Here is a 21,787-nt window from a genome sequence, read left to right on the forward strand (position 1 = left end):
GCCATGCCCGAATCACCGCTTGCCCAATCCCTGAAGCTCCCCTGCGGAGCAGTTCTGCCGAACCGACTAGCCAAGGCCGCCATGACCGAAGGGCTGGCAGACGATCAGCTCCACGCTACCCACCGCCATGAAACCCTTTACAGTCGCTGGTCCGATGGCGGGGCGGGGCTGTTGATTACCGGCAACGTGATGATTGATCACCGGGTGCTGGAGCGGCCGGGTAACGTGGCGATTGATCCGGCGCCGGCCGAAGGCGAGCCGGAGGGTATGGCGCAGTTGCGTGCCTGGGCCGAAGCGGGCACCCGCAAGGGCAACCATTTGTGGATGCAGATTTCCCATGCCGGTCGGCAGTCGCCGCGTTACGTGACCACACGCCCAATGGGGCCTTCGGCGGTGCAGCTATCGCTGATGGGCAACTACGCTCGCCCACGGGCACTCACGGAGCCGGAGATTCTGGACTTTATCCAGCGTTTTGCCAATGTGGCCCGGATCGCCAAAGAGGCGGGGTTCACCGGTGTTCAGGTGCACGGGGCTCATGGGTATCTGTTGTCGTCTTTTCTGTCGCCGGTTACCAACCAGCGCACCGATTGCTGGGGTGGGTCGCTGGAAAATCGCGCCCGTTTCCTGATCGAGGTAGTGCGGGCGACGCGCGCTGCGGTGGGGCCGGAGTTTCCGGTGGCGGTAAAGCTGAATTCCGACGATTTCCGCAAAGGCGGCTTTACGCTCGACGAGTCTGTGAACGTGGTGCGCTGGCTCAATGAGGAGGGTATTGATCTGCTGGAGGTGTCTGGCGGCACCTACGAACAGCCGCGGCTGCTCGGGTACAGTGGTGATGCCGACACGGCGAGCGAGGGGCCGGCCATGCGGGAAAGCACTCGCAAGCGGGAGGCTTACTTCCTGGATTATGCCCAGACGATTCGAGAGGTGTGCGATTGCCCGCTGATGGTCACCGGTGGATTCCGTACGCGCACGTTGATGGAAGAGGCGATTGCCAGTAGCGAAACCGACGTGATTGGCCTTGGCCGGCCTCTCTGCACGGATCCCGATACGCCCAAAGATCTGCTTGATGGCCGCATCGATAAGACGGTTTGCTACGAAGATTACGTCAAACTTGCTCAACGAGGGTTTTTCTCACCAGCGAGTCCGCTGATGCCAATCAAAGTCATTAACGTGTTGGGCGGCCAGGCGTGGTACTACCAGCAGATTTTCCGGCTGGCGGATGGCGAAGAGGCTGATCCGGACCTGGGTATCCTCAAGGCCGTCGGGGCTTTTGTTAAGGATGAATTGAGCCGGTCCCGGCGGGTGAAGAAGGCCCGCCTTACCTAAAGATGATTCTCTGGATCGACCGGGGAATAAACCGGGTGATAAATTCGGCAGCGTAGGTCTGGGGTGTAACCAGGTATCGAGGCTTGGGTCGTGTCGCCTCTGCTGCCCTGACAATCTTTTTCGCGACGTCCGACGCACTGGCTGTAAAGGGCTTGATTCTGGCGCCTGGCGCGAGCGCTGCTTCCATTGCCTTGTACTTTTCCCGGTGCACGGCGCTGGCCTGGCCAAGCACGGGCTGCAACGCGGCCAGGGCATGCTCTCTGAACCGGGTCACCACGGGGCCCGGGAGCACCAGCGAGATACTTTCCAGGCTGTTGCTGCCCTGTTCATCAAACCAGAAACTCTCATGGGCCGTGTTCATCGCGGATTTGGCGGCACAGTAGGCGCCTTTCATTTTCTGGGGCGCGATGGAGAGAACGGAGCTAACCGCGATGACCCGCAAGGGTTTACCGTGCTGTTCGCAGAGCCCCAGGCAGACAGCAGCCAGCTTGATGGGGCCGAATACGTGGGTACTGAACTGCTTTTGCCACATGGGTTCGGAGAGATCGCGAAGCGCGCCGAATTGCCCGTAACCGGAGTTGTTGACCAGAATCACCCGCTCGGCTGCTGCAATTTCCGTGTCCAGAGCGCCCGCAAGCCCTTCGATCTGGTCAAAGGACTCTAGATCCAGCGCCAGCTCCAGATCGGCAGACTCGACACCAGCTGGCTGTCGGGACAGGGCGATCACCCTGTAGCCTTTCCGGGCAAAGAGGGCGCAGGCTTCACGGCCAATGCCGGCGCTGGCACCGGTTATCAGAGCGAGTTTGGTCATCGGATCAACCTCCAATCCTGCATCCGCAGCTGAAATTCACCAGCCTGTCGTCCGGAAACAAAAAGGCTGACCGAAGCCAGGTGCGAAAGATTCAGTGCTGCCTCATCGGTCAATGTTTTGCCGCGCCAGGTAGGGATGAAATCACTGAAGGGGAGTCGGATGCGGCTCCATTCTTCTGTACCTGGTGTGAATGCATGCTGGTACACAATGCTGCGCCGGTTGGTGCTGTTGCGAAGGCCGATCTTGTAGGTTTTTCCGTCGCCCCGAGCAAGAAGCTCGATACCGGTGTAGTCAGCTGCATCGAAAGGTTCCGGCAGGTCAGCTTTCACAGACGAAAATCCGCCGCCGTTGTCCAGTCGCACAGTGCCGTGAAAGACGCCAACGCCGCCCTCTGCAAGATCAACGGTGCCGTTAGACTGCCCGCCCATCACGCGGTCACCGAGGGGCTGCCAGGTTAACTGGCTTGCCTCTGAATGGAACGAGACAAGTATCGGGTTTTGCGTGGCGTTCCCGGAAATATCCCGGTTCTGCATAGAGTTACCTTCGATAGTTCAAAAACGTATTAAGTGTCGTTCGCCGCAATAGCTTACTGGCTATCCAGTACTTCCGCGGTCAGTGGATGGCGAGCTGGAAAACCATCATGCCCAGAAAGGCCAGTACAATCACAACACCAACTGAAGCCGGCTCCAGCTTTTTATTAGCATCCGGCAGAAGCTCGGCAAACACCATCCAGATCATAGCACCCGCAGCCAAACCAAGGCCGAAGGGAAGCATGGGTTTGAAGGTACTTACGAACAGGTAAGCGGGAATGGCCATCAATGGTTGCGGCAAGCTGCTGAAAATACTCCAGCCGGCGGCCTTGGTGACGGACATGCCTCTTGGCACCAGGATAAGTGCAATGGGTGTGCAGCTGTTTCTGTGTTCCGGGAATTATCGGTAACTACCGAGGAATCCTCGGTTATTGCCTGTTTTCCCAATAATCTGGCTCGCGATGAAGATTCATAACAGCAAGAATGAAAATGCTGTTCTTCTTTTCAACGTAAAGAACGCCATAGGGAAATCGTTTGACGAGTGAGCGACGAACAGGCTTTCGAATGAAGCTCCAGGCCTGGGGGAATTTGACAGCTCTGGCTACTGCTTGCTCGACTTGCTCGGCGAGATCTACTCCGAGGCCAGTTTGAATTGATTCGTAGTAATCGATTGCATCATTCAATTCCGCTTCCGCTGCGGGGTGAAAGGAATAATCCATTATTTCTGCAGCCTGCTCCGAATCTTTCTGAAAACCTCATCGCCGGGCACAGGATTCACCCTGCCGGAATCCAGGTCGTCCAGGCGGCACTTGGCAACTTCTACCCATTTTTCGTCAATACTGGCTTCGTTTGGGTTTAGGCTTTTCAATAATGACTCTATAACCAGCGCTCGTTCGTCGACGGGAAGAGCGCTAGCCTCGTCAATTAAATCCTGAAGGCGCATATTTTTTGCTCCAAGAGTGGTGAGGGGCCAAGTACGGTATCCATATTAACGCTTTATGAGTTATTTTGCTTCCCAGCCCATACGCAAATCCAAGAATAACCGTGGTACGCCCTTGAACGACTATCTCGACAAAATCCTGCGTGGCCAACCGATTAATTATGAAGCCTTCCTGAAAAAGCTTCCGGAGCAGTTTCGCCGGCGCCATCGGGACATGTTTGCCACAGAAAAGGTCCAGTCCAACCGATGGCTGGTCACGGTCCGGGATGAAACCGCTTTCGCGGAGCTGCAGAACGTCGCGGAGGCTCCCTTAAACAGAGTAGACGCCGCTAGAAAAGGTGACTCTCATCGCCATGGTACTGAGGTAAGTTTTCTTCTGGTTTACCATGGGGTATTGGCATCCAGCCGTCCGGATGTGGTTGTTATCAAGAGCGATTCTGTTGACATCGGTTTTCAGCGCGCCGGCTCCGTGCTGGTAATAGAAAACGAGCGTAACTTCTACCAATATCAGCAGATGCTGAAGTTTACCGGTGAGGCTCTTGGCTGGGCCTTGCATCTGGCGGACTGCGATGTGGTATTGGGCAGTGGTAACCGGGTGACCCGGCGCGCGATTCTCGACTGGTTGCAGGGCTATGAAGAAGTATTCTGCGCATTCGATTATGATGCGGGTGGTCTGCAAATGTTCTCGACGGTCGCAGCCTCTCTTGGTGACAAAGCCACCTTTGTTCAGCCTAGCGACTGGCAACCATGGCTGGGCCGGTTCCGCAAACTACCGGACACCACCGAACGGTTTACGAGGGCGATTTCCTTGGCGGAGGGGCATGGCTTCTTTGCCCTCGCAGAGGCCTTCCGGGCAACCGGCAAATTCATGGAACAGGAGATGATTCTGGATGAGTGACTCCCAGGGGAGCCCAGGCAATTTCAATTTTGGTATTCGCCGTCTGGTGTTGGTGGACTCCGCCGGCTTCTGTTACGTGGAAATTCCGGTGGACAACCATGGCCTGATCCTGGGCCCGGGCAATCTGGGCAAGTCCAGTCTGCTGAATTCGCTGCGACTGTTCCTGCTGCCGGAAAACAACTTCAAGAACAGCCGCAAGAAATTCGCCTTTCGAAATGCCAGTGCCGGTAGCTTTTACACCAACGAGGAAAGCTACCAGCATTACTTTCCCAGCCAGTTCAGTTTCCTGATCATGGAGGCCGAGAACCCGGCCGGGGTGCATTGCCAGATCCTGTATCGGGACAGCGCCAGCCAGCTCAGCTACGGCCGAGCTTTTGTGCCGGTGGGCTACGATCAGCTGCGGCCACTGTTCTGGGATGGAAATGATGAGGACGGCATTGGCCAGGCGGTGCCGGAGCTGTCGTTCAGCCGCTTGTCCGAAAAGCTGAAAAAGCTCTCCAAGGAAACCCGGCTGGTGAATGACCCGGCCAAACTCAAACAGATGCTGTACAGCAGTGAGCTGATGAACGCCGATGCGGTGCGCTATTCCGTGCTGCCCCTGGGTGAGTCTGATGAGCGCCGGGTGCAGTCGCTGCGCACCTTGATCCTGCTGCTGTTTGAGATGAAGGCAGACGATCAGGCCATGTCCAATGCGGTGGCCAGCATTATCGAGGCAGACAAGAAATTCGCCGACGATGCCTTCGATTTCAACATCGACGACTTTCTCAATCGCCACGACCAGTTGAAGCAGCAGCAAGCCCAGCTCACGAGAATCGAGAAAGAGCGTTCACGGTTTGACAAGCTCCAGAAGGATTACCAGGCCTACCAGACGCTGCTTCGCAGTCAGCATGATTTTGCCGCGTTTCGGGATGGTGTTAGCCATGCCCTGCAGGATATTGGAGCGAGGCGTAAAGCCGCGGTTGAGGCGTTCAATGAACAGAACGAAACGCTGCGACATGTGCTCCAGGCGCTGAAAAAGCTTGAGCAGGACGCCAGCGGCCTGAAGGGCGAGATCCGTTCCGCTGATCGTCGTATCAAGCAGGCCGAGCACAATCAGAAAGATGGCGATCTGTTGTTGTCTCAGTATGGGGAGATGACGCTCCAGGAAATCGAGGATATCCAGAAGGAAGAACTAGACAGTAGAAAAGGGCACCTGGCCGCGTTGAAAAGTGCCGCCCAGGCCGAAATTCGGCTGGAGCAGATCCAGAAGAAAAAGCAGGATTTGGAGCGCAAGCTGGAATCCCTGCAGGAACGGGAAAGCAAGCAGCACTGGCAGCTGCAGAACCAGTTGGACGAAGCCACCGCTGCACCGCTTCGGGCCGTGGACCCCCGTTTGGTCATGGCCAGCCCCGGCCGGGATCTGGATGCCGACAGCAAGGCCGCCATTGAGGCTTTCGCCCGGCTGTTCGTGCCCAGCGATAAGGGCTTTGATTGGTTCGATACGGAATACGATGCCCAGCCGGCCCGGCAGACCGACTTCGCGGAGCAGCGTCGGCATATTGAAGGCGAGCTTCATGGCCTGCAAAAGGAGCGGGCGGAGCTGGCAGATACCGCCAATCAGGAACACGACCGGCCGAGGTTGATCGAGCGCACCGAGAAAGAGATTCGTGCCATCGAGAAAGATCTCGAAACGCTTCAGCGTTACCCGGCGGCCGCGACCACGCTGAGGGATGCTTCTGAGGAGAAGCAGGCGGCCGAAGAACAGCTGGCCAAACTGGAAGAGCAGGCCCGGCTGGAGCAGGAAAAGCAGGATGCGGTGCAGCAGAAGGCGGCCAAAGCCAGGGCTGAAAAAGAGCGGATCGAGGAGCGGGAACGGGAGCTGGCAGGTCTCAGCCGGAGTGTTGGCACGGTAGAGCACCGGTTCCCGCATCTGAAAGCGGTGGAAGCGGAACAGCCTTTGGACATTGAGCAGGTGTCTGTGGCGGCGTTTGATGACCTTCAAACCCAGCTGGACGACCTGGAGGAGCGCCGTCGCAGTATCCTCGACCACCTTCGTCAGTTCGTGTATCTGGGCATCCACGACGACACCGAAGGCGAACTGCAGAAAGACAGCCCCGCGTCATCGGCTATCCGGGAAACGTTCAAAGGTCTCTCAGATCTGTTTGCCGGCATGGCAGAGCGCTGGAATGTGCTTGAGCAGCAGGTGGGCATCCACAATGAAACCGTGGCCAGCTACCGGCAGGCCCTGAAATCCAACCACGAGCACATTGCCCGTTTCGAGGCGCAACTGAACCGTGAGCTCGAAGGGGTGCGCATAAACGATCTGGTGGAAATCCGCGTGGATATTCATACCGATCCGAAATTCCGCAATCTGGTGGAAGAAGCGAACAACATCGACCCCTATGGCAACCAGCTGCAGTCGGACGCGTTTTATGACCGTTTGCGGGTGTTCGTGGCGGACTTTTTCGGGGAGGGCGGCAGCAAGCGCCTGACCATGGACAAGGTGATCACCGGCATTTCCTACAGAACCCGGAAGGAGAATGCCACGAGTCTCGACAAGAAGGGCCAGTCCACCTCCACCACGGCACTGATCAACCTGGAACTGGTGTACCGGCTGCTGAAGCGGGTGTTGTATCCGGGTGTGCAGCTGTCGTTCCCCATGGTATTGGACGAGCTGGCCAGCGTGGACATCAGCCAGATGCCTTCGCTGCTGGAACGATTGCGCAAGCAGGGCTTCAATCTGTTCTCCGCCGCGACTCACAGTGCCAGTGCTGAAGTGATCTACCTGATCGGCCGGCACCTGGAAGTGGGGCAGATGCGCACCGCACGCCCCTACAGCCCGCAGCGCACCCTGGTGTTCTGGGGCGGGGCCGAGGGCTTTACCAACGGCGAATCCCTGAGCCAATGGGCCGATCAGACCCAGAACAGCCTGCTGGAGCCGGCGGATGAGTAAACGCTTCAGCACCCTGGATACCACCCGGCTGCTGTTCGAGCACCCGAAGATCCTGTTCCGGATGATTGAGCGGATGGACCGTAACGAAGCCCGGTATATCCGCGAAAGCGATCTGGTGGCCGAGGTGATGGACTATACCCGCAGCCTTGGCAATGCCGACCGGGATCGGGTGCGGCTGGCTTTGAATACCGACAACATGTTCCGCAGCGGCCTGGTGATCGACATCATAAAGGCCGAAGGTGAGCGGCGGCTGGTGTTCCAGGATGCCCTGATCAACCTGATGCGCGCCTGCAACGCCTCGCTGTACCAGGAACTGACGGATGCTCGCCTTCGTGGCCATCTTGTAACCCTTCGGGACGTGCGCAATCGGCTCGAGACCAGCTCTTTCAGCGACGCCGATCCGGACTACACCGAACTGAGGGATGACCTGAACGAGCGGGTGAGCCAGCTCATCGGTTTGCTGCGCCAGAATGTGCTGCGCATGCAGACCATCAGTGCGCAGCTTGCGGATCTCTCCGGCGACGCCAGCCGGGCGCCGGAAAAATTCCTGGAGTTCCGCCAGAATCTGTTTGAGCAGATCGTTACCCTGTACGAGCGCCACATCAAGCCGACCCTGGTGTTTTTGAACCCGGATACGCGGCTGCCGGATGGCAGCAACCTGTTCGAAACCCTGGAAGCGATGGTGCGGTTGCTGGAAAATCACGGCGATCACAGCCTGGCAGATCAGTTGTTCCGTTCCTCCATTAGTTTGAACGCCCTGTACAAACCCATTCAGGCGGTGGCCCAGGAGGTGGAGCACTTCCTGCGCAAGACGCGCCAGGGCATGGTCCAGTACAACGCCATGGAGCATTTCTACGGCAAGCTGCAGGAACTCAAGGGGGAAACCGAGACCCTCAGCCTGAAACGAAAATGGCTGGAAGGTGGAGACTTTGCCCGCAGCACCGGTTTTCTGATCGGCCTTCGGGCCCAGCAACGACCGAAACACTACGCCTTCGGTGAATCGTCCAGCTACTACCAGCTGTTGTTCAGCGAACTGGAGCTGCGCCTGAACGACCTCCGACGCAAGGCTGAAGTGCCGGTTCTGCAGCAAGTGGATGGCAGCGGACGCCATACCCGGATTGATGTCCAGCGTATCAACCAGCTCTATCAATGGCTGGAAACCCTGGAACTTCGGCCTACGACCGACCTGGTGCGTGAGCTGCACGGCCGCCTGGACGGCTTTATCCCCGGCTATCGCTTTCCGGACCTGCTGGCGGCGTTAAACCGGCTGGTAAACTCGCCCCCCGAGGGCTTGCAGGTTGTAACTACCAATCGCTTCCGAATCCTCGATCAGTCATCCGACAGTGAACAGTTTGTCTACCGAAAGCGTCGCCTGGAGCAACAGAATGTCTGAGTTTGAAGAAATCCTCCCGGCCCACAGCGCTGCCATCTACCGGGAATTCCAGGCCGGCCGGGTGATTGTGCGTGATGTGTGGGACAGCAACCGCTCGGAGTTGCGTGCCAATCCGCTCTACAATCTGCTGTATAACCATCTGTCCCACTTCCGGACCTTATACGAGCACCTGGGCAGCGAGCTGGTGTTCAACGAAACCGGCGCGTTTTTCTTCCTCAAGGAAAGCAGTGACGACGAGAATGAAGAGCACGACGAGAACGCCTTCCGCGTGCAGGTGATCCTACTTTTGATAGGGCGTTATTTCGCACGCAGCGGTCGGGATCTTGAATACCTTGGCCGGCCCGACGCCGGGCTGAACGAGCAAGACCTATCGGCCCTGGCGAGCGATGAGGAATACCAGGAGATCCTGAGGGCCGCACGGTTTGAGAAAGGCCTGCCGGAAGCCCTGGACTACCTCGATAAACGCCACCTCCTGTTTCGAGCCGGTGCAGGCCGCTGTTTCCTGAGTTCCGCCGGGCTGTATTTTCTGCAGGAGCTGGTTCGGGAGTTTGAACAGGGGTAGTGTTTTCCTGATCAGAAGCTGGTCAGGAATTCTTCAACTTTGTTTGCCGGCATGGGCTTGGCATAGAGAAAACCCTGAGCGAGATCACAACCCAGTTCGGTGACCAATTGGGCCTGTTCATCCGTCTCAACACCTTCGACCAGCACGCATAGGCCCAGGCTGTGGCCAACGGTAACCATTGCCTCCATGATGGCCATGTCGGCGCTATCCTGCATCGCATGTTGCAGAAAGCTCCTGTCGATTTTGATTCCACAAACCGGGAGTTTTCTGAGATAGACGAGAGAGGAGTGCCCGGTACCGAAGTCATCGATCGAAATGTGCACGCCTGCCTGTTTCAGTTTTTCTAACTGTTTGGTTTGGTTTTCATCGCTGCCGAAAACCTCGTTTTCAGTCAGCTCCACCCCAAGCTGGTGAGGCTGAAGATTGTAACGTTCCACCGTTTCGAGAATATGGCTCGCAAGGTGTGGATTGGTGAGCTGTCGTCCCGAGAGATTGATATCAACCCGCAGGTTTTCCAAAGGGGTTTTCTTCCATGCGCTGAGCTGTTTGCAGGCTGCTTCGATTACCCATTCGCCTATCCGGTTGATGAGGCCAGACTTTTCAGCCACGGGAATGAAAATGGCTGGTGAAACTGCCCGGGATTGACCGTGAAAACAACGAAGAAGCGCCTCGCAGGAGTCGCATGTGCGATCCGCGAGGCTGATCTGGGGCTGGAAAAACAATTCGAGGCCATCGTTATTCAAGGCGTCTCTGAGCAGGTTGGTGATTTCCTGATAACTGACCAGCCTGTCATTGATATCCGGGGTGTAGAAGCACACGCCGTTCTTGCCGGTTTCTTTGGCCTGATACATGGCGGCGTCTGCATTGCCCATCAGCTCAGCCACGGTGGTTCCGTTGTGCGGAAAAAGGCTCACGCCAAAGCTGGCGGTAACCTGGTAGCAGTCGCCTTCCAGATGAACTCTGTGTTCCAGAGCGTCTATCAACCGACAAACAAGTTCATGAATACCTTCAGGGCCTTCGAAATCGAAGATCAGCAAGACAAACTCGTCCCCGCCAAAGCGGCTCAACAGGTCTCCGCCTCGAAGTTCGGCCCTCAAGGTTTCGGCCACCGCTTTCAGGAGACTGTCACCATGATGGTGGCCACGGGTATCGTTGATGATTTTGAAATTGTCCAGATCGATAAAGACGACCGCCAATTCCTGATGCAGGCGATCAGCCTCATCCAGTCGGCTCGACAACTCGGCTTCCATGAAATGCCGGTTGGGTAATCCGGTCAGGTCGTCAAAACTCGCGCGCCGATAAAGCTCGTCTCTGGCTTGTTTCTGCTCTTCGAGGCTTATGTCGATGCAGAACATCTCACAGGCCCCGCTGTCCTGTTTGATCATCGCATGACTTGAGTAAACAGGAACCAGGTGTCCTTCTTTGTGTTTCAGTTCAAGTTCGTCGGCGGGAATGCTGATGTTTTTCTCAAGCCAATTGCGGTGCGCGTCGATCACAGCGTTGCGCATGTGATCGGGGATGATCAGGTCCTCCAATAACTGTCCGAGCGCTTCCTCGTGCGAATAGCCATAAAGGCGTGTGCTTGCCTCGTTCCAATATATTACCCGCCGGTACCTGTCATAGCCCTGGACAACCACCATGGGCAGACTTTCTATCAGTTCGTAAAACCTGTTTTCACTGTCTTCGGTAGCCGATCGAATTCCCTGTCTCATATCCATTGCGGGTCAGCATCCTTTTGGTTAGCGATGAACGCACCGCAAAGCGATGATGCAATAAAGTGAGAATAGTTCGGGATCCCAGGGTTATCTAGTTGGTTTACTGATCGGTAGGGCGGTGCTGTCTTTAGAGCGGCGTTGCAGTCTGCTCTGCGGTTTCCTGCTCCAGCTCTTGCTCCAGCCTGGCGATACAGCGATCGAATGCCCGGCTGATCCTGGTCTGGTCCTTGATCATGGCCAGCCGTGGCCATGTGGCCTGTTCACCGAGATTGATATACATCTCGAGATCTTCAGGGGTCGGGTTGGAGAGGACCTTTCGGTAAAGGGACGCCCTGGGCGGGAAATGGATGTTGATGTCCCCGAGGTATTGCTGACTGGTCATGGCGTAGGCCTGCTCGATGAGTGGCCGTGGCTTCTGCTGGGTGCGGGTGGGGGAGACGGAGATATTCAGAGTTCGGCCACTGTGCTCATAGGCTTCCTTGAAACTGACGCTGCCAAGATTGTGCTGGAGATGCTCCTGAAGTTGGCGCGGATCCATGGCATGGCCAGCCCTCAAGCCTTCCGTGACGCCGAGCCAGTGGAAGGCATTCAGGTGAATCCGTTCCGGATGGTTAAAAAACTCTGCCAGTTCCCTGTCGTCCCGTTTGCAGATGGCACCCGCCACGATGGCACCCATGCTGGAGCCTGCCATGACATCCGGCAGCAGATCCTGTCGCCAGAGCGCCCGGGTAACACCGATATGGTAAATACCAAAGGCCGCACCCCCGCTGAGCATCAGGGCTGGCCGGCCATAGACCCGCTCGGCGTCCTGAAACATTTTCAGTTTTCGGGCGGTTGTCACTTCCGGAATAGGGTGGTCGCAAATGAATTCCATGGACGTCTCGACGGCATCCAGGAATTCACCCACCAACCGATTGGTGCCGCTGCGCGCCACGGTGTAAAGATCGGGATAGGATAATTCGCCCAGGTGACGGTAGAGGCTCTCCTGAAGGATCCGGATCAGTCGCCGCGTGTCGCCATTCTGCCGGCAATGGTCCATGAGGCCCATGTGCTTGCGCATCAGGCTTTCATGCAGCATCCCGGTCTCTTCCTGCTCGCGCCAGTCCAGCAGCCCGTCCATGTCATCGAGCGCGGTAGCGGCCTCGCACCAGTGCTCGTAGTCGTGGGCCTGTTCCAGTTGCTGCTGGAGCTGTTTTCGGGTCTTCAAGGCGTGTTTCATGCTTTTTACCTTAACCCATACGGCCCAAGCTGTGCAGAGGCTGGTTTCCTGGCTCCGGGTTATTTGCTATGTTTAGGCCCGTGGGTTGGGTTTTATTACCAATCAGACATGTCTGCGGGAGAGACTGAATCCCTTGCGATCAGCGCCGAAGGAGCAACTGCCCCGGAAACTCTCAGGCAAAAGGACCGCTGGCATGAATACTTTCCGAAGAGCTGTCGACAATCGCGTCAGTCGGCACACCGAAGGAGCAAACGACCGTTTTCGTTAAAACGGCTCGTGAATCTCTCAGGTCCCGTGACGGAAGGGGTGCTTTCTGCCATTTCGAGCAGGGAGGAAACCCTTGGCGCTCACGGAGATTGGAATGAAGCGAATCGCAGTAATTGGCGGTGGTATCACTGGTATTACCACGGCCTACACCCTTGCCAAGCGCGGGCTTGACGTTACGGTTTACGAGAAGCATCGCTATGCGGCGATGGAAACCTCCTTCGCCAACGGTGGACAGCTCTCTGCTTCCAACGCAGAGGTCTGGAACAACTGGCAGACCGTGATGAAGGGCATAAAGTGGATGTCCCGCCGGGATGCGCCACTGCTGGTCAATCCCAAGCCGTCCTGGCACAAGCTGAGCTGGTTCGCCGAGTTCATTGCCGCTATTCCCCAGTACGAGAAAAACACCACGGAAACCGCTCGCCTGGCTATTGCCGCCCGCGATCACCTGTTTGCCTGGGCGCAGGAAGAAGGCATCGATTTCGATCTGAAGAAGCAGGGTATCCTGCACATCTACCGGGACAAGGCCGGGTTTGACCACGCTGAAAAGGTATCGCGCCTGCTGGCGGCTGGTGGCCTTGAGCGCCGTTCGGTGACCCCGGAGGAAATGAAATCCATCGAGCCGACCCTGGCCGGCAACTATTACGGCGGGTTTTTCACAGAGAGTGACTCCACCGGTGATATTCACAAGTTCACCAATGGACTGGCGGATGCCATCAAGCGGCTGGGCGTTAAAACCTGTTATGGCCACACGGTGACCGAGCTGAGCGCCGATGAGCGTAATGCCTGGGTGACCGCCCACGATGGCACCGAACAGTCCCGGGACACATTTGACGGCGTGGTGATCTGTGCCGGCGTCGGCAGTCGCGGACTCGCGAAAAAGCTGGGTGACCGGGTGAATATCTATCCGGTTAAGGGTTACTCAATTACCGTGGAGCTGGACGACGAAGCCTCGCAAAAGGCGGCACCGACCGTGAGTTTGCTCGACGATGCCACCAAGATCGTCACCAGTCGCCTGGGCGATGGCCGTTTCCGGGTTGCCGGTACCGCCGAGTTCAGCGGTTACAACCGCGATATCAAGGACGACCGCATCCGCCCGCTCACCCGTTGGGTTGAGCAGTGCTTTCCCGGAGTCTGTACTCGCAAGGTAGTGCCCTGGGCCGGCTTGCGGCCAATGCTGCCGAACATGATGCCAAGGGTTGGGCCAGGTCGCCTGCCGACCGTGTTCTACAACACCGGTCACGGTCACCTGGGCTGGACGCTCTCTGCGATTACCGCTGAGTTGGTCGCTGAGAGCGTTACCGGGGATAGCCGGTAATCTCGCGGATTTTCCGGTACAGGGGTTGAAGCTGAGGGTACATCTTCAGATAAACCTCGGAATACAGCCGCTGGTAAAGAGCCCGGGTTTCTTCGTTGGGATGAAAAACGTCGCCAACCCGGGTCATCTTCGCCACGGCGGTGTCGAAATCCGGATGCAGCCCTAGCCCGACAGCGGCATCAATGGCGGCGCCGAGCCCGGAGGTCTCATAGGTGTGAGGCCTCTCGGCCGGCAGCCCGAGCACATCGGCGGTGAGTTGCATCGCCGCATCGCTCTGTGAGCCACCGCCGGCCACTCGCAATTTCCTGATCTTCACGCCGCTTCGCTTCTCGATTTTTTCCTTTCCTTCCCTGAGCGCGTAGGCCAGACCTTCGAGGATGGCGCGATAAATGTGGGAGCGGGTGTGAACGTCCCCGAAACCGATGATCGAGCCTTTTGCTTCCGGCCCGGGTTGGCGCACGCCGGGTGACCAGTAGGGCTGCAGCATCAGGCCCATAGATCCGGGTGGCACCGCCTTGACCAGTTCATCGAATAGCGCTTCAGGCTCAATTCCCCGTTCTTCAGCAATTTTTTGCTCCCGCAGGCCGAACTCCCGCTTGAACCAGCTCACCATCCAGAAACCCCGGTAGATCATGACTTCCGTGGAGTAGTGACCCGGCAGCGCTGAGGGATAGGGCGGCATCAACCGGATCGGTTCCACATAGCGTTGGCTGGTGGTGTTGATGGTGGCGGTGGTTCCGTAGCTCATGCAGCCGATGTCCGGTGTCAGCCCGCCGGAGCCGAGGATCTCGCAGGCTTTGTCCGAAGCGGCAGCGATCACGGGCAGGTTCTTTGCCAGGCCCAGATGCCGGCAGGCTTCGTCGGTCAGGTGGCCCAATGTCTCACCGGGCGCTACCAGCTCAGGCAGCATGGACGGCTCGACGGGCATGGCCTGCCATTTGAAATCCCGCGGGCCGGCCCAGCGGTGTTTCTTGTAGTCGAAGGGCAGGTAGCCGACCTGGCTTCCGGTTGAGTCCTTAAATTCCCCGGTCAGTCGGTAATTGAGGTAGCCAGACAGTAAGAGGAAGTGCCGGGTTTTGGCCCAGATCTCCGGTTCATTCTGGAAAATCCAGTTGGCCTGGGTCTTTTCCCGGAACCGGTTAATGGTGTCTTCCAACCGGGCGAGTTTGAACAGCCAGCCCCAGGGCCCTTTGACGGGGCCTTCGACCCTTGCGTGGCGCTGGTCGAGCCAGATGATTGCTGGTCTCAGGGGTTGGCCGTTCTCATCCAGATTGATGACGGTGCCGCGCTGGGTGGTCACGGTAACGCCGGCAACCTGATCCGGTGTCGCGTCTGTGGAGCTCCAGAGCAATTGGCAGGCTTCCGCGAGCTGCTCCCAGAAGTAGTCCGGGTGCTGCTCGGCCCAGCCGGGCTCTCTCGAAAAATAGGGCTCGATTTCCTGCTTGCCTTTGCCCACCAGATTGCCACTGGTATCGAAGAGCAGCGCCCGAACGCTCTGGGTGCCATTGTCGATGGCCAGGATGAGCGGCTCAGCTGGCATCGGAGGCCTCCTGGGGTGGCAGCGAATAGGCGTTGTGATAGATCGACAGGTAGCGGGCCTGTTCCTCCTCCCAACGCTGGTCAGCCCAGCCAAGCAGGGGCTGGCAGTGGTTACGAATCTGCGGGAGAAGGGCTTCGCCGGCATTCGGTAGTACCATGCCTAACCGCGTTCGTCGCAGAAGCAGGTCATCCAGATGCTGCACATCTTCTCTTCGGCACGCCCAGCAAAGCTCCGCCCAGAGCAGGTCGGAAGCCCGATTTGGAGTGACAGGCTCCAGTGGGCCCGAAGCAAGCAGTTGATCAAGCTCGGGGCCATAGAACCCCTGCAGTCGCTGCCAGCACTGGTGGCTAATGGTGGCTGGCCTTGAGGGGTGATCTGTGCCCTGAAACACCGGTTTGGATGCGGGCCGCAGAACCTTTCTGGCGTCTTCTCCAAGCCCCTGGACGAGTGCCTCGCGGGCGATGACCCGGAAGGTGGTGAGCTTGCCGCCGGCAATGCTGACCAGCCCCCGATTCACCCGAAGTGCGTGTTCCCGGTTTTCCTTGGACGGCGCCTTACCCGTACCATCGGTTACCACCGGCCTTACACCGGCCCAGGTTGAAAGGATGTCGCTTCGGGTAATGGGGCTGCCCGGAAACAATCGTGAGGCGATTTCAAGCAGGTAGGCGGTCTCGGACTCAGAAATCACCGGCTCCTGATCCAGGTTGCCCTCATGGTCGATATCGGTGGTGCCGAGAACTGTAGTGCCCAGCCATGGGAAGGCAAACACCGGGCGGCCATCTTCCGGATGAAACAGGGAAACCGAACAGGACACCGGCAGACTGGACCAGGGCAGCACCAGGTGGCTGCCACGCAGGGGCCGGATGTGCATGGTGTCTTCAGAGGTCTCGCTGGACTGCAGCCGATCTGCCCAGGCACCGGTGGCGTTGATGACCAGGGGCGCGAAGACCTCAATGGGCGTATCGTTTTCCTCTGCTTGAATCAGCAAGCCGGATACATCGCCGTTGCTGCGCTTTATTTCACCGGCTCTTGTGTAATTCAGGCACATGGCTCCGTCCCGCCGGGCTTCGGCAATCAGGCGCAGGACCAGGCGCGAGTCGTCGGTGACTGCATCGGTAAAACCGCTGGCGCCGGCGAGTTTTTCGCCCGTCAGGCCCGGCACCCAGAGCATGGATTCGGCCGGGGTCAGAAAGTGGCGGCTTCGGTTGCGGGCAATAAAGTCGTAAACCCGAAGCAGTGTCTGGAACAGGCGCGGTCCGGGGAACTGGCCTTTAAAGTGCGGCATGATGAAGCGCAGGGGCTCAATTAACCCCGGCGCTTCCGCCATTAACCGTTCCCGCTCGCGCACGGCGTCCCGGGTAAGACCGTAATGCCCGCTGCCCAGGTACCGAAGGCCACCATGCACCATCTTTGAGGACCGGCTGGAGGTACCCCAGGAAAAGTCCTTCTGTTCCACCAGAAGCGTGCGCAGCCCGCTGCCTGCTGCTTCCCGGGCCACGCCAGCGCCGGTAATTCCGCCGCCGACCACCACCACATCAAATTTGTTGGTCCCTGAGCGCAGCGCATTGAGAATGTCAGTCCGGTTCATATTGGGGCTCCCTTTGGGCGTTGCGCTCATTTGACCAGTGTTTCCGGGTTCAGGATCGCGTCCGGGTCAAAGGTGCTGCACAGGGAGCGTATCGCCAACATGCCCAGTTCGCCTTTTTCCACCGGCAGGTAAGGGGCGTGATCCTTACCGACACCGTGTTGATGGCTGATGGTGCCGCGGTTGTTCACGATCAGTTCGGAGGTGCTGGTTTTGAGCGTTTGCCAGCGCGCGAGTGTTTCCTCGTAGCTGTCGCCCACCCGGAACACATAGGTGGTGTAAATGCTGCAGCCCTGGCTATAGAAATGGGAGAGGTGGGTGAACACATGGGTGTTCTCGTTCTGGTCTTTCAGCCCGTCACGCAGGCTGGTCTCGATCAGACCCAGCAGATTGTCGACGTTGTCCCAGTCAGTGGCCGTTTCCAGAGTGTCGACCGCATAGCCCATCTGCCAGAGGGCCTCTCTCAGATAGGGCATGGTAAAACGCTTGGCCGCCCATTTGTCGCCGAGCCGCGTGCCGGTATAGACGCCATTTTGGGCCTTGCAGATGCTTCGGGCCTCTTTCAGGGCGTTTCGGGTCTGCAGTCGGGAGCCGGTGATCCCGAAGGTCATCATGCATTTGCCCTCACCAGCGCCCCTCAGCGAAAGGAAACGCTCGAGCATGCCGATAAGCCGGGGGTGGCCGGCCAGCGCGAGCTGGGTCTCGGTCTCTAAGGCATTGCTGAGCCTGAGCATGGATAACTGGGTTCGGTTCTGCACCAGCAGGCGGCTGGCCGTGCGGGCGCTCTCCCAATCCGGAAAAAAGACCACATGAAAGCTCTCGTGTTCGGGCAGCGGAGTAACCCGCACCTTCACCTCGGTAATCAGCCCGATACGGCCTTCCGAACCCAGAATCATTTCCCGGATATCCGGACCGGCGCTGGAGGCCGGTATGGTGGGCAGGTTAAGGGTGCCTTTCAGGGTTTCGACCCGGCCCCCGGCAAAGAGTTGTTCAATGCGGCCATAGCGCAGGGATTGCTGGCCACTGGATCGGGAGGCCACCCAGCCGCCGACGGTGGAAAGCTCGAAAGACTGAGGGAAATGCCCCAGTGTGTAGCCATGGGCCCGGAGTTGGGACTCAACGAGTGGCCCGGGTGTTCCCGCACCAAACGTCGCGATCTGGCTGTCCGTGTCCAGGTCGATCAGGCGATTCATCCGGCTCATGTCCACAGTCAGTACTGGCTGGCCTTTATCCACCGGATTTATGTGCCCGGCCACACTGGTGCCGCCACCGTAGGGAATCAGGTGAATGTGTTGTTCCGCGGCCCAGGAGAGCAGGGTTTGAACCTCTTCGCTGGTGGTAGGGTAGGCCACGCCATCGGGGAACACACCAAACTCGCCGCTGCGCATGGCCAGCCAGTCCGCAAGACTCTGGCCGCGGGCATGGCGCACTCGCGCTTCCGGGCCTGTATCGATCAGTGATTCCAGATCTGCCGGCCGGGTAAGGCGGGTTTCCGGTACTTTGGCGCAAACGGAATCCAGGGTCGCGTCCGCCAGAGGCCGGCCACTACCGATGCGTGATGCCAGAAAGTCCTGGCCCTGTTCCGGCATTGCCAGATTGAATCCCTCGTCGCCCCAGCCGTTCCAGCGTCGCATGTGCTTTATTCTCCAGATTAAAAACGAATGTGGCGCATTCTATAGGCTCTGCTTCGTTCGCCGCTGTCGCTTGGCGCCATGGTTCCTGTCATTTGCCGCCAGTGGCTGACTTTGGCAACCCTCTCAGGGTCGGAGCGATTCCGTCAGCCGGCTGTTGAGGTCCTGCCACCGTGAGAGTTTGCCCGCTTCGCCGATCCGGGTGCGCGCTCCGCCGGACTGGTTCAGCCAGAGGCCTTCACCATTGAAGCTATAAACAGGTTCAAGATCAGTGCGTTGAGAGGCGGGTTTAATGTCATTTATCAGGTTGTCCAGAATCAACGGATCGGCGTCTGGCTCCGGGTACCACGCCAGCACCATGTGGGCCTGGTTCAGTTCCAGCGCTTTGACATACACGATCCGGAGCTGGTCATCGGGCACGCCCATGGACTTGAGGGTCAGGTATTTGGCAATCGAGAAATCCTCACAGTCACCACCGTTGGTGGTCAGCAGTTCTACCGGGGTTGCCCAGTAGTCTTCCTCGCCCCAGTGGCGGATATCGCTGACAAAGGTGACTCGATTGAAAAAGGAGTTCACCAGCCGGAGCTGCCGGTCGATGGGGGCGTTTGCGGCAAGAGCATGCAGGCGCTGCCAGTTTTCAAGGCGCTGGTGGGCTTCGGTTCCGAATTCTTCCTGAACATAGTTCATCAGACGGGAGCCCAGCTCGAAGGCACTCACAAGAGAGACCACGAGCAATAACGCAGGCAGAAGAGTGGAACGGCGGCGAATCTGAAGGGCGGCCGTTTCCATAGCGCGCCTCAGTTATTGTTCCGTAGGCGTTCCCTGAGCTGCTCAAGGCGCCGGCGGATTTCCTCCCGGCGCTGCTCATCGCTGGTGGCGGAAGCGGGCGCTCTCGAGGGTGAGGGGGATGCAGCCTGCTGGACGGCGGGCGAAGGCTCTGCCTGCTGGTCGGCCGTAAAGGATATGCCGCTGCGGTCTTCGGATTCCGGGAAGTAGAGGTTTTCGAGTTTGCCGGAACGTTCAATGATCACCCGGTTCGGATGTACCGAGCGCAGTGTGGCATTACCGGGCAGTTCGTCACCCACCAGGTAGGCTTCGGTTTTACTTTTGTCATCTTCGATCAGCGCGCTGCCCGGGAAATCACCATCCGCGGCCAGTACGCCCCGAAGGAACAGTCGGAGGTTGGTTTCAGGGAGATTCTCGGTATCCATTTCTACCGGCTCGCTTTCGCCGGATGCAGCTCCGAACAGATCCAGGGAGGAAAGGTCCACACTGGGTGGCTCACGACCGGCGGCCGGGTCGGAGACCAGTGGCTGCACGTTATCGTACTGTCCCTGCTGGCCTTCCATTTGCCAGAAACGGTAACCCTGCCAGGCTGTCAGGGCGACCATGGCCGCCCCTGCCACGAGCGCGAGAATCAGGGGAAACCGTTCATTGTTTAGGAGCATTGATCATCCTGAATGCAAGTTTGTGGGCCGGGAAAAAGCTCACAGGTTATCAGACTGCAACGTTTTATTGGGAGTATAGTGTATAGAGTTATTCAGCGGGTCCATATCCTGTGGTAGCCTTTCTGAATTAGTTGAATCGAAAAGGGTTTCACGAACGAGGACGACCTTGACCACAGACACTGAACTTCAGCCGCAGGATGCTCCGCTGGGCCGTCTTCCGTTTACTTTTGCCAAGCGCAACGGAGTAATCCTGACCCGTTCGGACGCCGGCGAGCCGGTTATTCTGGTTCGGCCCGGTGCGTCCCATTCTGCGCTGGCGGAAGCGAACCGTATCAGTGGCGGTCGTGCCCGTTTTGCCACCATCGATCCGGACCGTTTCGACCAGGCCCTGAATTCCGCCTATCAGAACGATTCTGCGGAAGCGATGCAGATGGTGGAAGGCATCGGCGATGACATGGACCTGGCCTCACTCGCTGACTCCGTGCCGGAAACCGAGGATCTTCTGGAGCAGGAAGACGATGCTCCAATCATCCGTCTGATCAATGCCATTCTCACTGAAGCAGTGAAAACCAGCGCCTCGGACGTTCACATTGAAACCTATGAAAAGCGCCTTGTGGTTCGCTTCCGGGTGGATGGTGTGTTGCGTGAAGTGGTAGAGCCCAAGCGCGCACTGGCCCCGCTGCTGGTGTCCCGGATCAAGGTTATGGCGAAGCTGGATATCGCTGAGAAACGGGTGCCCCAGGATGGCCGTATTGCGCTGAGGGTCGCTGGTAGGGAAGTGGATATTCGTGTGTCGACCATGCCGTCTTCTAGCGGTGAACGCGTGGTTCTGCGTTTGCTCGACAAACAGGCAGGTGCCATACGGCTGGAATCCCTTGGCATGGCGGGGCAGGACCTGAAGGTTCTGCGCAAGCTGATTTACCGGCCTTATGGCATTTTGCTGGTCACTGGCCCGACGGGTTCCGGTAAGTCCACCACACTCTATGCTTCGCTCCAGGAAATCAACGATCGTAGCCGCAACATCCTGACTGTTGAGGACCCCATCGAGTATAACCTGCCGGGCATCGGCCAGACCCAGGTGAATACCAAGGTGGACATGACCTTTGCCCGGGGTCTTCGTGCCATTCTGCGTCAGGATCCCGACGTGGTTATGATCGGTGAGATTCGGGATCTGGAAACGGCAGAAATTGCCGTACAGGCGAGTCTGACGGGCCACCTGGTCCTCTCCACGTTGCACACCAATACCGCCGTTGGCGCGATTACCCGGCTTATGGATATGGGTATCGAGCCCTTCCTGATTTCATCAAGCCTGGTGGGCATTGTTGCCCAACGGCTGGTTCGGGTTCTGTGCAAGGAATGCCGGGAGCCGTATACACCTACAGAAGAGCACTGCGAGTTTCTGCAGCAGGATCCCGCCAACCCGCCCACCATTTACCGGGCAACCGGCTGTAGCCATTGCAACCAGCTCGGTTACCGTGGGCGTATTGGTATCTATGAGGTGGTGGAGATCTCCGAGGAAATCAGTTCTCTGATCCACAAACGTGCCGGGGAGCTGGACCTGGAAAAGGTGGCTCGCCAGCATGGCCCGAGTATTCACGCAGACGGCGTGCAGAAAATCCTGGATGGTGTGACCACGGTGGAAGAAGTACTCCGCGTTACGCACCGGGGTCAGTAA

Annotated in this window: 19 protein-coding genes and 1 riboswitch; of the genes, 7 read left to right on the forward strand and 12 right to left on the reverse strand. The window is 58.1% G+C overall.

The window, feature by feature from the left end:
• The first annotated feature begins 3 nt into the window (after positions 1 to 3).
• On the forward strand, positions 4 to 1,326 hold the full coding sequence (locus AC5JQH_RS20475; RefSeq protein WP_493805916.1) for an NADH:flavin oxidoreductase/NADH oxidase family protein: 1,323 nt from the start codon (positions 4 to 6) through the stop codon (positions 1,324 to 1,326).
• On the opposite strand, the gene AC5JQH_RS20480 is transcribed toward AC5JQH_RS20475, so the two are convergent.
• The 5 genes from AC5JQH_RS20480 to AC5JQH_RS20500 form a co-directional block, all read right to left on the reverse strand.
• Positions 1,319 to 2,137, reverse strand: a complete 819-nt coding sequence (locus AC5JQH_RS20480; protein ID WP_008171225.1) for an SDR family NAD(P)-dependent oxidoreductase — start codon at positions 2,135 to 2,137, stop codon at positions 1,319 to 1,321. The two genes, AC5JQH_RS20475 and AC5JQH_RS20480, sit on opposite strands and share 8 nt — an antisense overlap.
• A complete protein-coding gene (locus tag AC5JQH_RS20485; RefSeq protein ID WP_008171223.1) occupies positions 2,134 to 2,670 on the reverse strand; it encodes a CIA30 family protein in 537 nt (178 codons plus the stop codon). The genes AC5JQH_RS20480 and AC5JQH_RS20485 overlap by 4 nt, the downstream gene beginning before the upstream one ends.
• Before the next feature lie 79 nt (positions 2,671 to 2,749).
• A complete protein-coding gene (locus AC5JQH_RS20490) occupies positions 2,750 to 3,010 on the reverse strand; it encodes a ZIP family metal transporter (protein ID WP_199185513.1) in 261 nt (86 codons plus the stop codon).
• A gap of 85 nt (positions 3,011 to 3,095) precedes the next feature.
• Positions 3,096 to 3,386 (reverse strand): type II toxin-antitoxin system RelE/ParE family toxin, encoded by a 291-nt coding sequence (locus tag AC5JQH_RS20495; RefSeq protein WP_008171220.1) that lies wholly within the window; start codon positions 3,384 to 3,386, stop codon positions 3,096 to 3,098.
• On the reverse strand, positions 3,386 to 3,610 hold the full coding sequence (locus AC5JQH_RS20500; protein WP_008171217.1) for an addiction module protein: 225 nt from the start codon (positions 3,608 to 3,610) through the stop codon (positions 3,386 to 3,388). The genes AC5JQH_RS20495 and AC5JQH_RS20500 overlap by 1 nt, the downstream gene beginning before the upstream one ends.
• A gap of 112 nt (positions 3,611 to 3,722) precedes the next feature.
• On the opposite strand from AC5JQH_RS20500, the gene AC5JQH_RS20505 reads away from it, so the two are divergent.
• From AC5JQH_RS20505 to AC5JQH_RS20520, 4 genes are read left to right on the forward strand one after another with little or no spacing between them, the layout of a single operon-like run.
• Positions 3,723 to 4,505 carry a hypothetical protein gene (locus AC5JQH_RS20505; protein ID WP_474546443.1) on the forward strand — a complete coding sequence of 261 codons (783 nt, stop codon included), beginning with the start codon at positions 3,723 to 3,725 and terminating at the stop codon, positions 4,503 to 4,505.
• On the forward strand, positions 4,498 to 7,437 hold the full coding sequence (locus AC5JQH_RS20510; RefSeq protein WP_493805917.1) for a hypothetical protein: 2,940 nt from the start codon (positions 4,498 to 4,500) through the stop codon (positions 7,435 to 7,437). Before AC5JQH_RS20505 ends, AC5JQH_RS20510 begins: the two co-directional genes overlap by 8 nt.
• Positions 7,430 to 8,830 carry a hypothetical protein gene (locus AC5JQH_RS20515; protein WP_053115290.1) on the forward strand — a complete coding sequence of 467 codons (1,401 nt, stop codon included), beginning with the start codon at positions 7,430 to 7,432 and terminating at the stop codon, positions 8,828 to 8,830. The genes AC5JQH_RS20510 and AC5JQH_RS20515 overlap by 8 nt, the downstream gene beginning before the upstream one ends.
• Positions 8,823 to 9,392: a condensin complex protein MksE gene (locus tag AC5JQH_RS20520; protein WP_008171209.1), complete on the forward strand. Its 570-nt coding sequence runs from the start codon at positions 8,823 to 8,825 to the stop codon at positions 9,390 to 9,392. The genes AC5JQH_RS20515 and AC5JQH_RS20520 overlap by 8 nt, the downstream gene beginning before the upstream one ends.
• Positions 9,393 to 9,403: 11 nt before the next feature.
• On the opposite strand, the gene AC5JQH_RS20525 is transcribed toward AC5JQH_RS20520, so the two are convergent.
• A complete protein-coding gene (locus AC5JQH_RS20525) occupies positions 9,404 to 11,110 on the reverse strand; it encodes a putative bifunctional diguanylate cyclase/phosphodiesterase (protein ID WP_493805918.1) in 1,707 nt (568 codons plus the stop codon).
• A gap of 124 nt (positions 11,111 to 11,234) precedes the next feature.
• Positions 11,235 to 12,326 (reverse strand): DUF3336 domain-containing protein, encoded by a 1,092-nt coding sequence (locus AC5JQH_RS20530; protein WP_493805919.1) that lies wholly within the window; start codon positions 12,324 to 12,326, stop codon positions 11,235 to 11,237.
• A 105-nt stretch (positions 12,327 to 12,431) separates the two neighbouring features.
• A riboswitch (glycine riboswitch) is annotated at positions 12,432 to 12,524 on the forward strand.
• Between the two features lie 163 nt (positions 12,525 to 12,687).
• Between AC5JQH_RS20530 and AC5JQH_RS20535 the strand changes: the two genes are divergently transcribed.
• A complete protein-coding gene (locus tag AC5JQH_RS20535; protein ID WP_008171203.1) occupies positions 12,688 to 13,908 on the forward strand; it encodes a D-amino acid dehydrogenase in 1,221 nt (406 codons plus the stop codon).
• On the opposite strand, the gene AC5JQH_RS20540 is transcribed toward AC5JQH_RS20535, so the two are convergent.
• From AC5JQH_RS20540 to AC5JQH_RS20560, 5 genes are all read right to left on the reverse strand, one after another.
• On the reverse strand, positions 13,889 to 15,448 hold the full coding sequence (locus tag AC5JQH_RS20540) for an FGGY-family carbohydrate kinase (RefSeq protein ID WP_493805920.1): 1,560 nt from the start codon (positions 15,446 to 15,448) through the stop codon (positions 13,889 to 13,891). The two genes, AC5JQH_RS20535 and AC5JQH_RS20540, sit on opposite strands and share 20 nt — an antisense overlap.
• Positions 15,438 to 17,036, reverse strand: coding sequence for a glycerol-3-phosphate dehydrogenase/oxidase (locus AC5JQH_RS20545; RefSeq protein WP_092032674.1), 1,599 nt, complete (start codon positions 17,034 to 17,036; stop codon positions 15,438 to 15,440). The genes AC5JQH_RS20540 and AC5JQH_RS20545 overlap by 11 nt, the downstream gene beginning before the upstream one ends.
• Before the next feature lie 26 nt (positions 17,037 to 17,062).
• Positions 17,063 to 18,667 (reverse strand): FAD-binding oxidoreductase, encoded by a 1,605-nt coding sequence (locus AC5JQH_RS20550; RefSeq protein ID WP_104271026.1) that lies wholly within the window; start codon positions 18,665 to 18,667, stop codon positions 17,063 to 17,065.
• A gap of 123 nt (positions 18,668 to 18,790) precedes the next feature.
• The gene (locus AC5JQH_RS20555; RefSeq protein WP_008171198.1) at positions 18,791 to 19,453 is read right to left on the reverse strand and encodes a transglutaminase-like cysteine peptidase; all 663 of its coding nucleotides are present in this window, start codon (positions 19,451 to 19,453) and stop codon (positions 18,791 to 18,793) included.
• An 8-nt stretch (positions 19,454 to 19,461) separates the two neighbouring features.
• Positions 19,462 to 20,112 carry a type II secretion system protein N gene (locus tag AC5JQH_RS20560; RefSeq protein WP_053115297.1) on the reverse strand — a complete coding sequence of 217 codons (651 nt, stop codon included), beginning with the start codon at positions 20,110 to 20,112 and terminating at the stop codon, positions 19,462 to 19,464.
• Between the two features lie 166 nt (positions 20,113 to 20,278).
• On the opposite strand from AC5JQH_RS20560, the gene gspE reads away from it, so the two are divergent.
• A complete protein-coding gene (gspE, locus tag AC5JQH_RS20565) occupies positions 20,279 to 21,787 on the forward strand; it encodes a type II secretion system ATPase GspE (RefSeq protein ID WP_053115298.1) in 1,509 nt (502 codons plus the stop codon).

It is taken from the genome of Marinobacter sp. H13 (assembly GCF_059072335.1).

Coding starts and splice junctions, on each gene's coding strand:
- AC5JQH_RS20475 (WP_493805916.1), top strand. CDS start 4: ATGCCCGAATCACCGCTTGCCCAATCCCTGAAGCTCCCCTGCGGAGCA.
- AC5JQH_RS20480 (WP_008171225.1), bottom strand. CDS start 2,137: ATGACCAAACTCGCTCTGATAACCGGTGCCAGCGCCGGCATTGGCCGT.
- AC5JQH_RS20485 (WP_008171223.1), bottom strand. CDS start 2,670: ATGCAGAACCGGGATATTTCCGGGAACGCCACGCAAAACCCGATACTT.
- AC5JQH_RS20490 (WP_199185513.1), bottom strand. CDS start 3,010: ATGTCCGTCACCAAGGCCGCCGGCTGGAGTATTTTCAGCAGCTTGCCG.
- AC5JQH_RS20495 (WP_008171220.1), bottom strand. CDS start 3,386: ATGGATTATTCCTTTCACCCCGCAGCGGAAGCGGAATTGAATGATGCA.
- AC5JQH_RS20500 (WP_008171217.1), bottom strand. CDS start 3,610: ATGCGCCTTCAGGATTTAATTGACGAGGCTAGCGCTCTTCCCGTCGAC.
- AC5JQH_RS20510 (WP_493805917.1), top strand. CDS start 4,498: ATGAGTGACTCCCAGGGGAGCCCAGGCAATTTCAATTTTGGTATTCGC.
- AC5JQH_RS20515 (WP_053115290.1), top strand. CDS start 7,430: ATGAGTAAACGCTTCAGCACCCTGGATACCACCCGGCTGCTGTTCGAG.
- AC5JQH_RS20520 (WP_008171209.1), top strand. CDS start 8,823: ATGTCTGAGTTTGAAGAAATCCTCCCGGCCCACAGCGCTGCCATCTAC.
- AC5JQH_RS20525 (WP_493805918.1), bottom strand. CDS start 11,110: ATGGATATGAGACAGGGAATTCGATCGGCTACCGAAGACAGTGAAAAC.
- AC5JQH_RS20530 (WP_493805919.1), bottom strand. CDS start 12,326: ATGAAACACGCCTTGAAGACCCGAAAACAGCTCCAGCAGCAACTGGAA.
- AC5JQH_RS20535 (WP_008171203.1), top strand. CDS start 12,688: ATGAAGCGAATCGCAGTAATTGGCGGTGGTATCACTGGTATTACCACG.
- AC5JQH_RS20540 (WP_493805920.1), bottom strand. CDS start 15,448: ATGCCAGCTGAGCCGCTCATCCTGGCCATCGACAATGGCACCCAGAGC.
- AC5JQH_RS20545 (WP_092032674.1), bottom strand. CDS start 17,036: ATGAACCGGACTGACATTCTCAATGCGCTGCGCTCAGGGACCAACAAA.
- AC5JQH_RS20550 (WP_104271026.1), bottom strand. CDS start 18,667: ATGCGACGCTGGAACGGCTGGGGCGACGAGGGATTCAATCTGGCAATG.
- AC5JQH_RS20555 (WP_008171198.1), bottom strand. CDS start 19,453: ATGGAAACGGCCGCCCTTCAGATTCGCCGCCGTTCCACTCTTCTGCCT.
- AC5JQH_RS20560 (WP_053115297.1), bottom strand. CDS start 20,112: ATGCTCCTAAACAATGAACGGTTTCCCCTGATTCTCGCGCTCGTGGCA.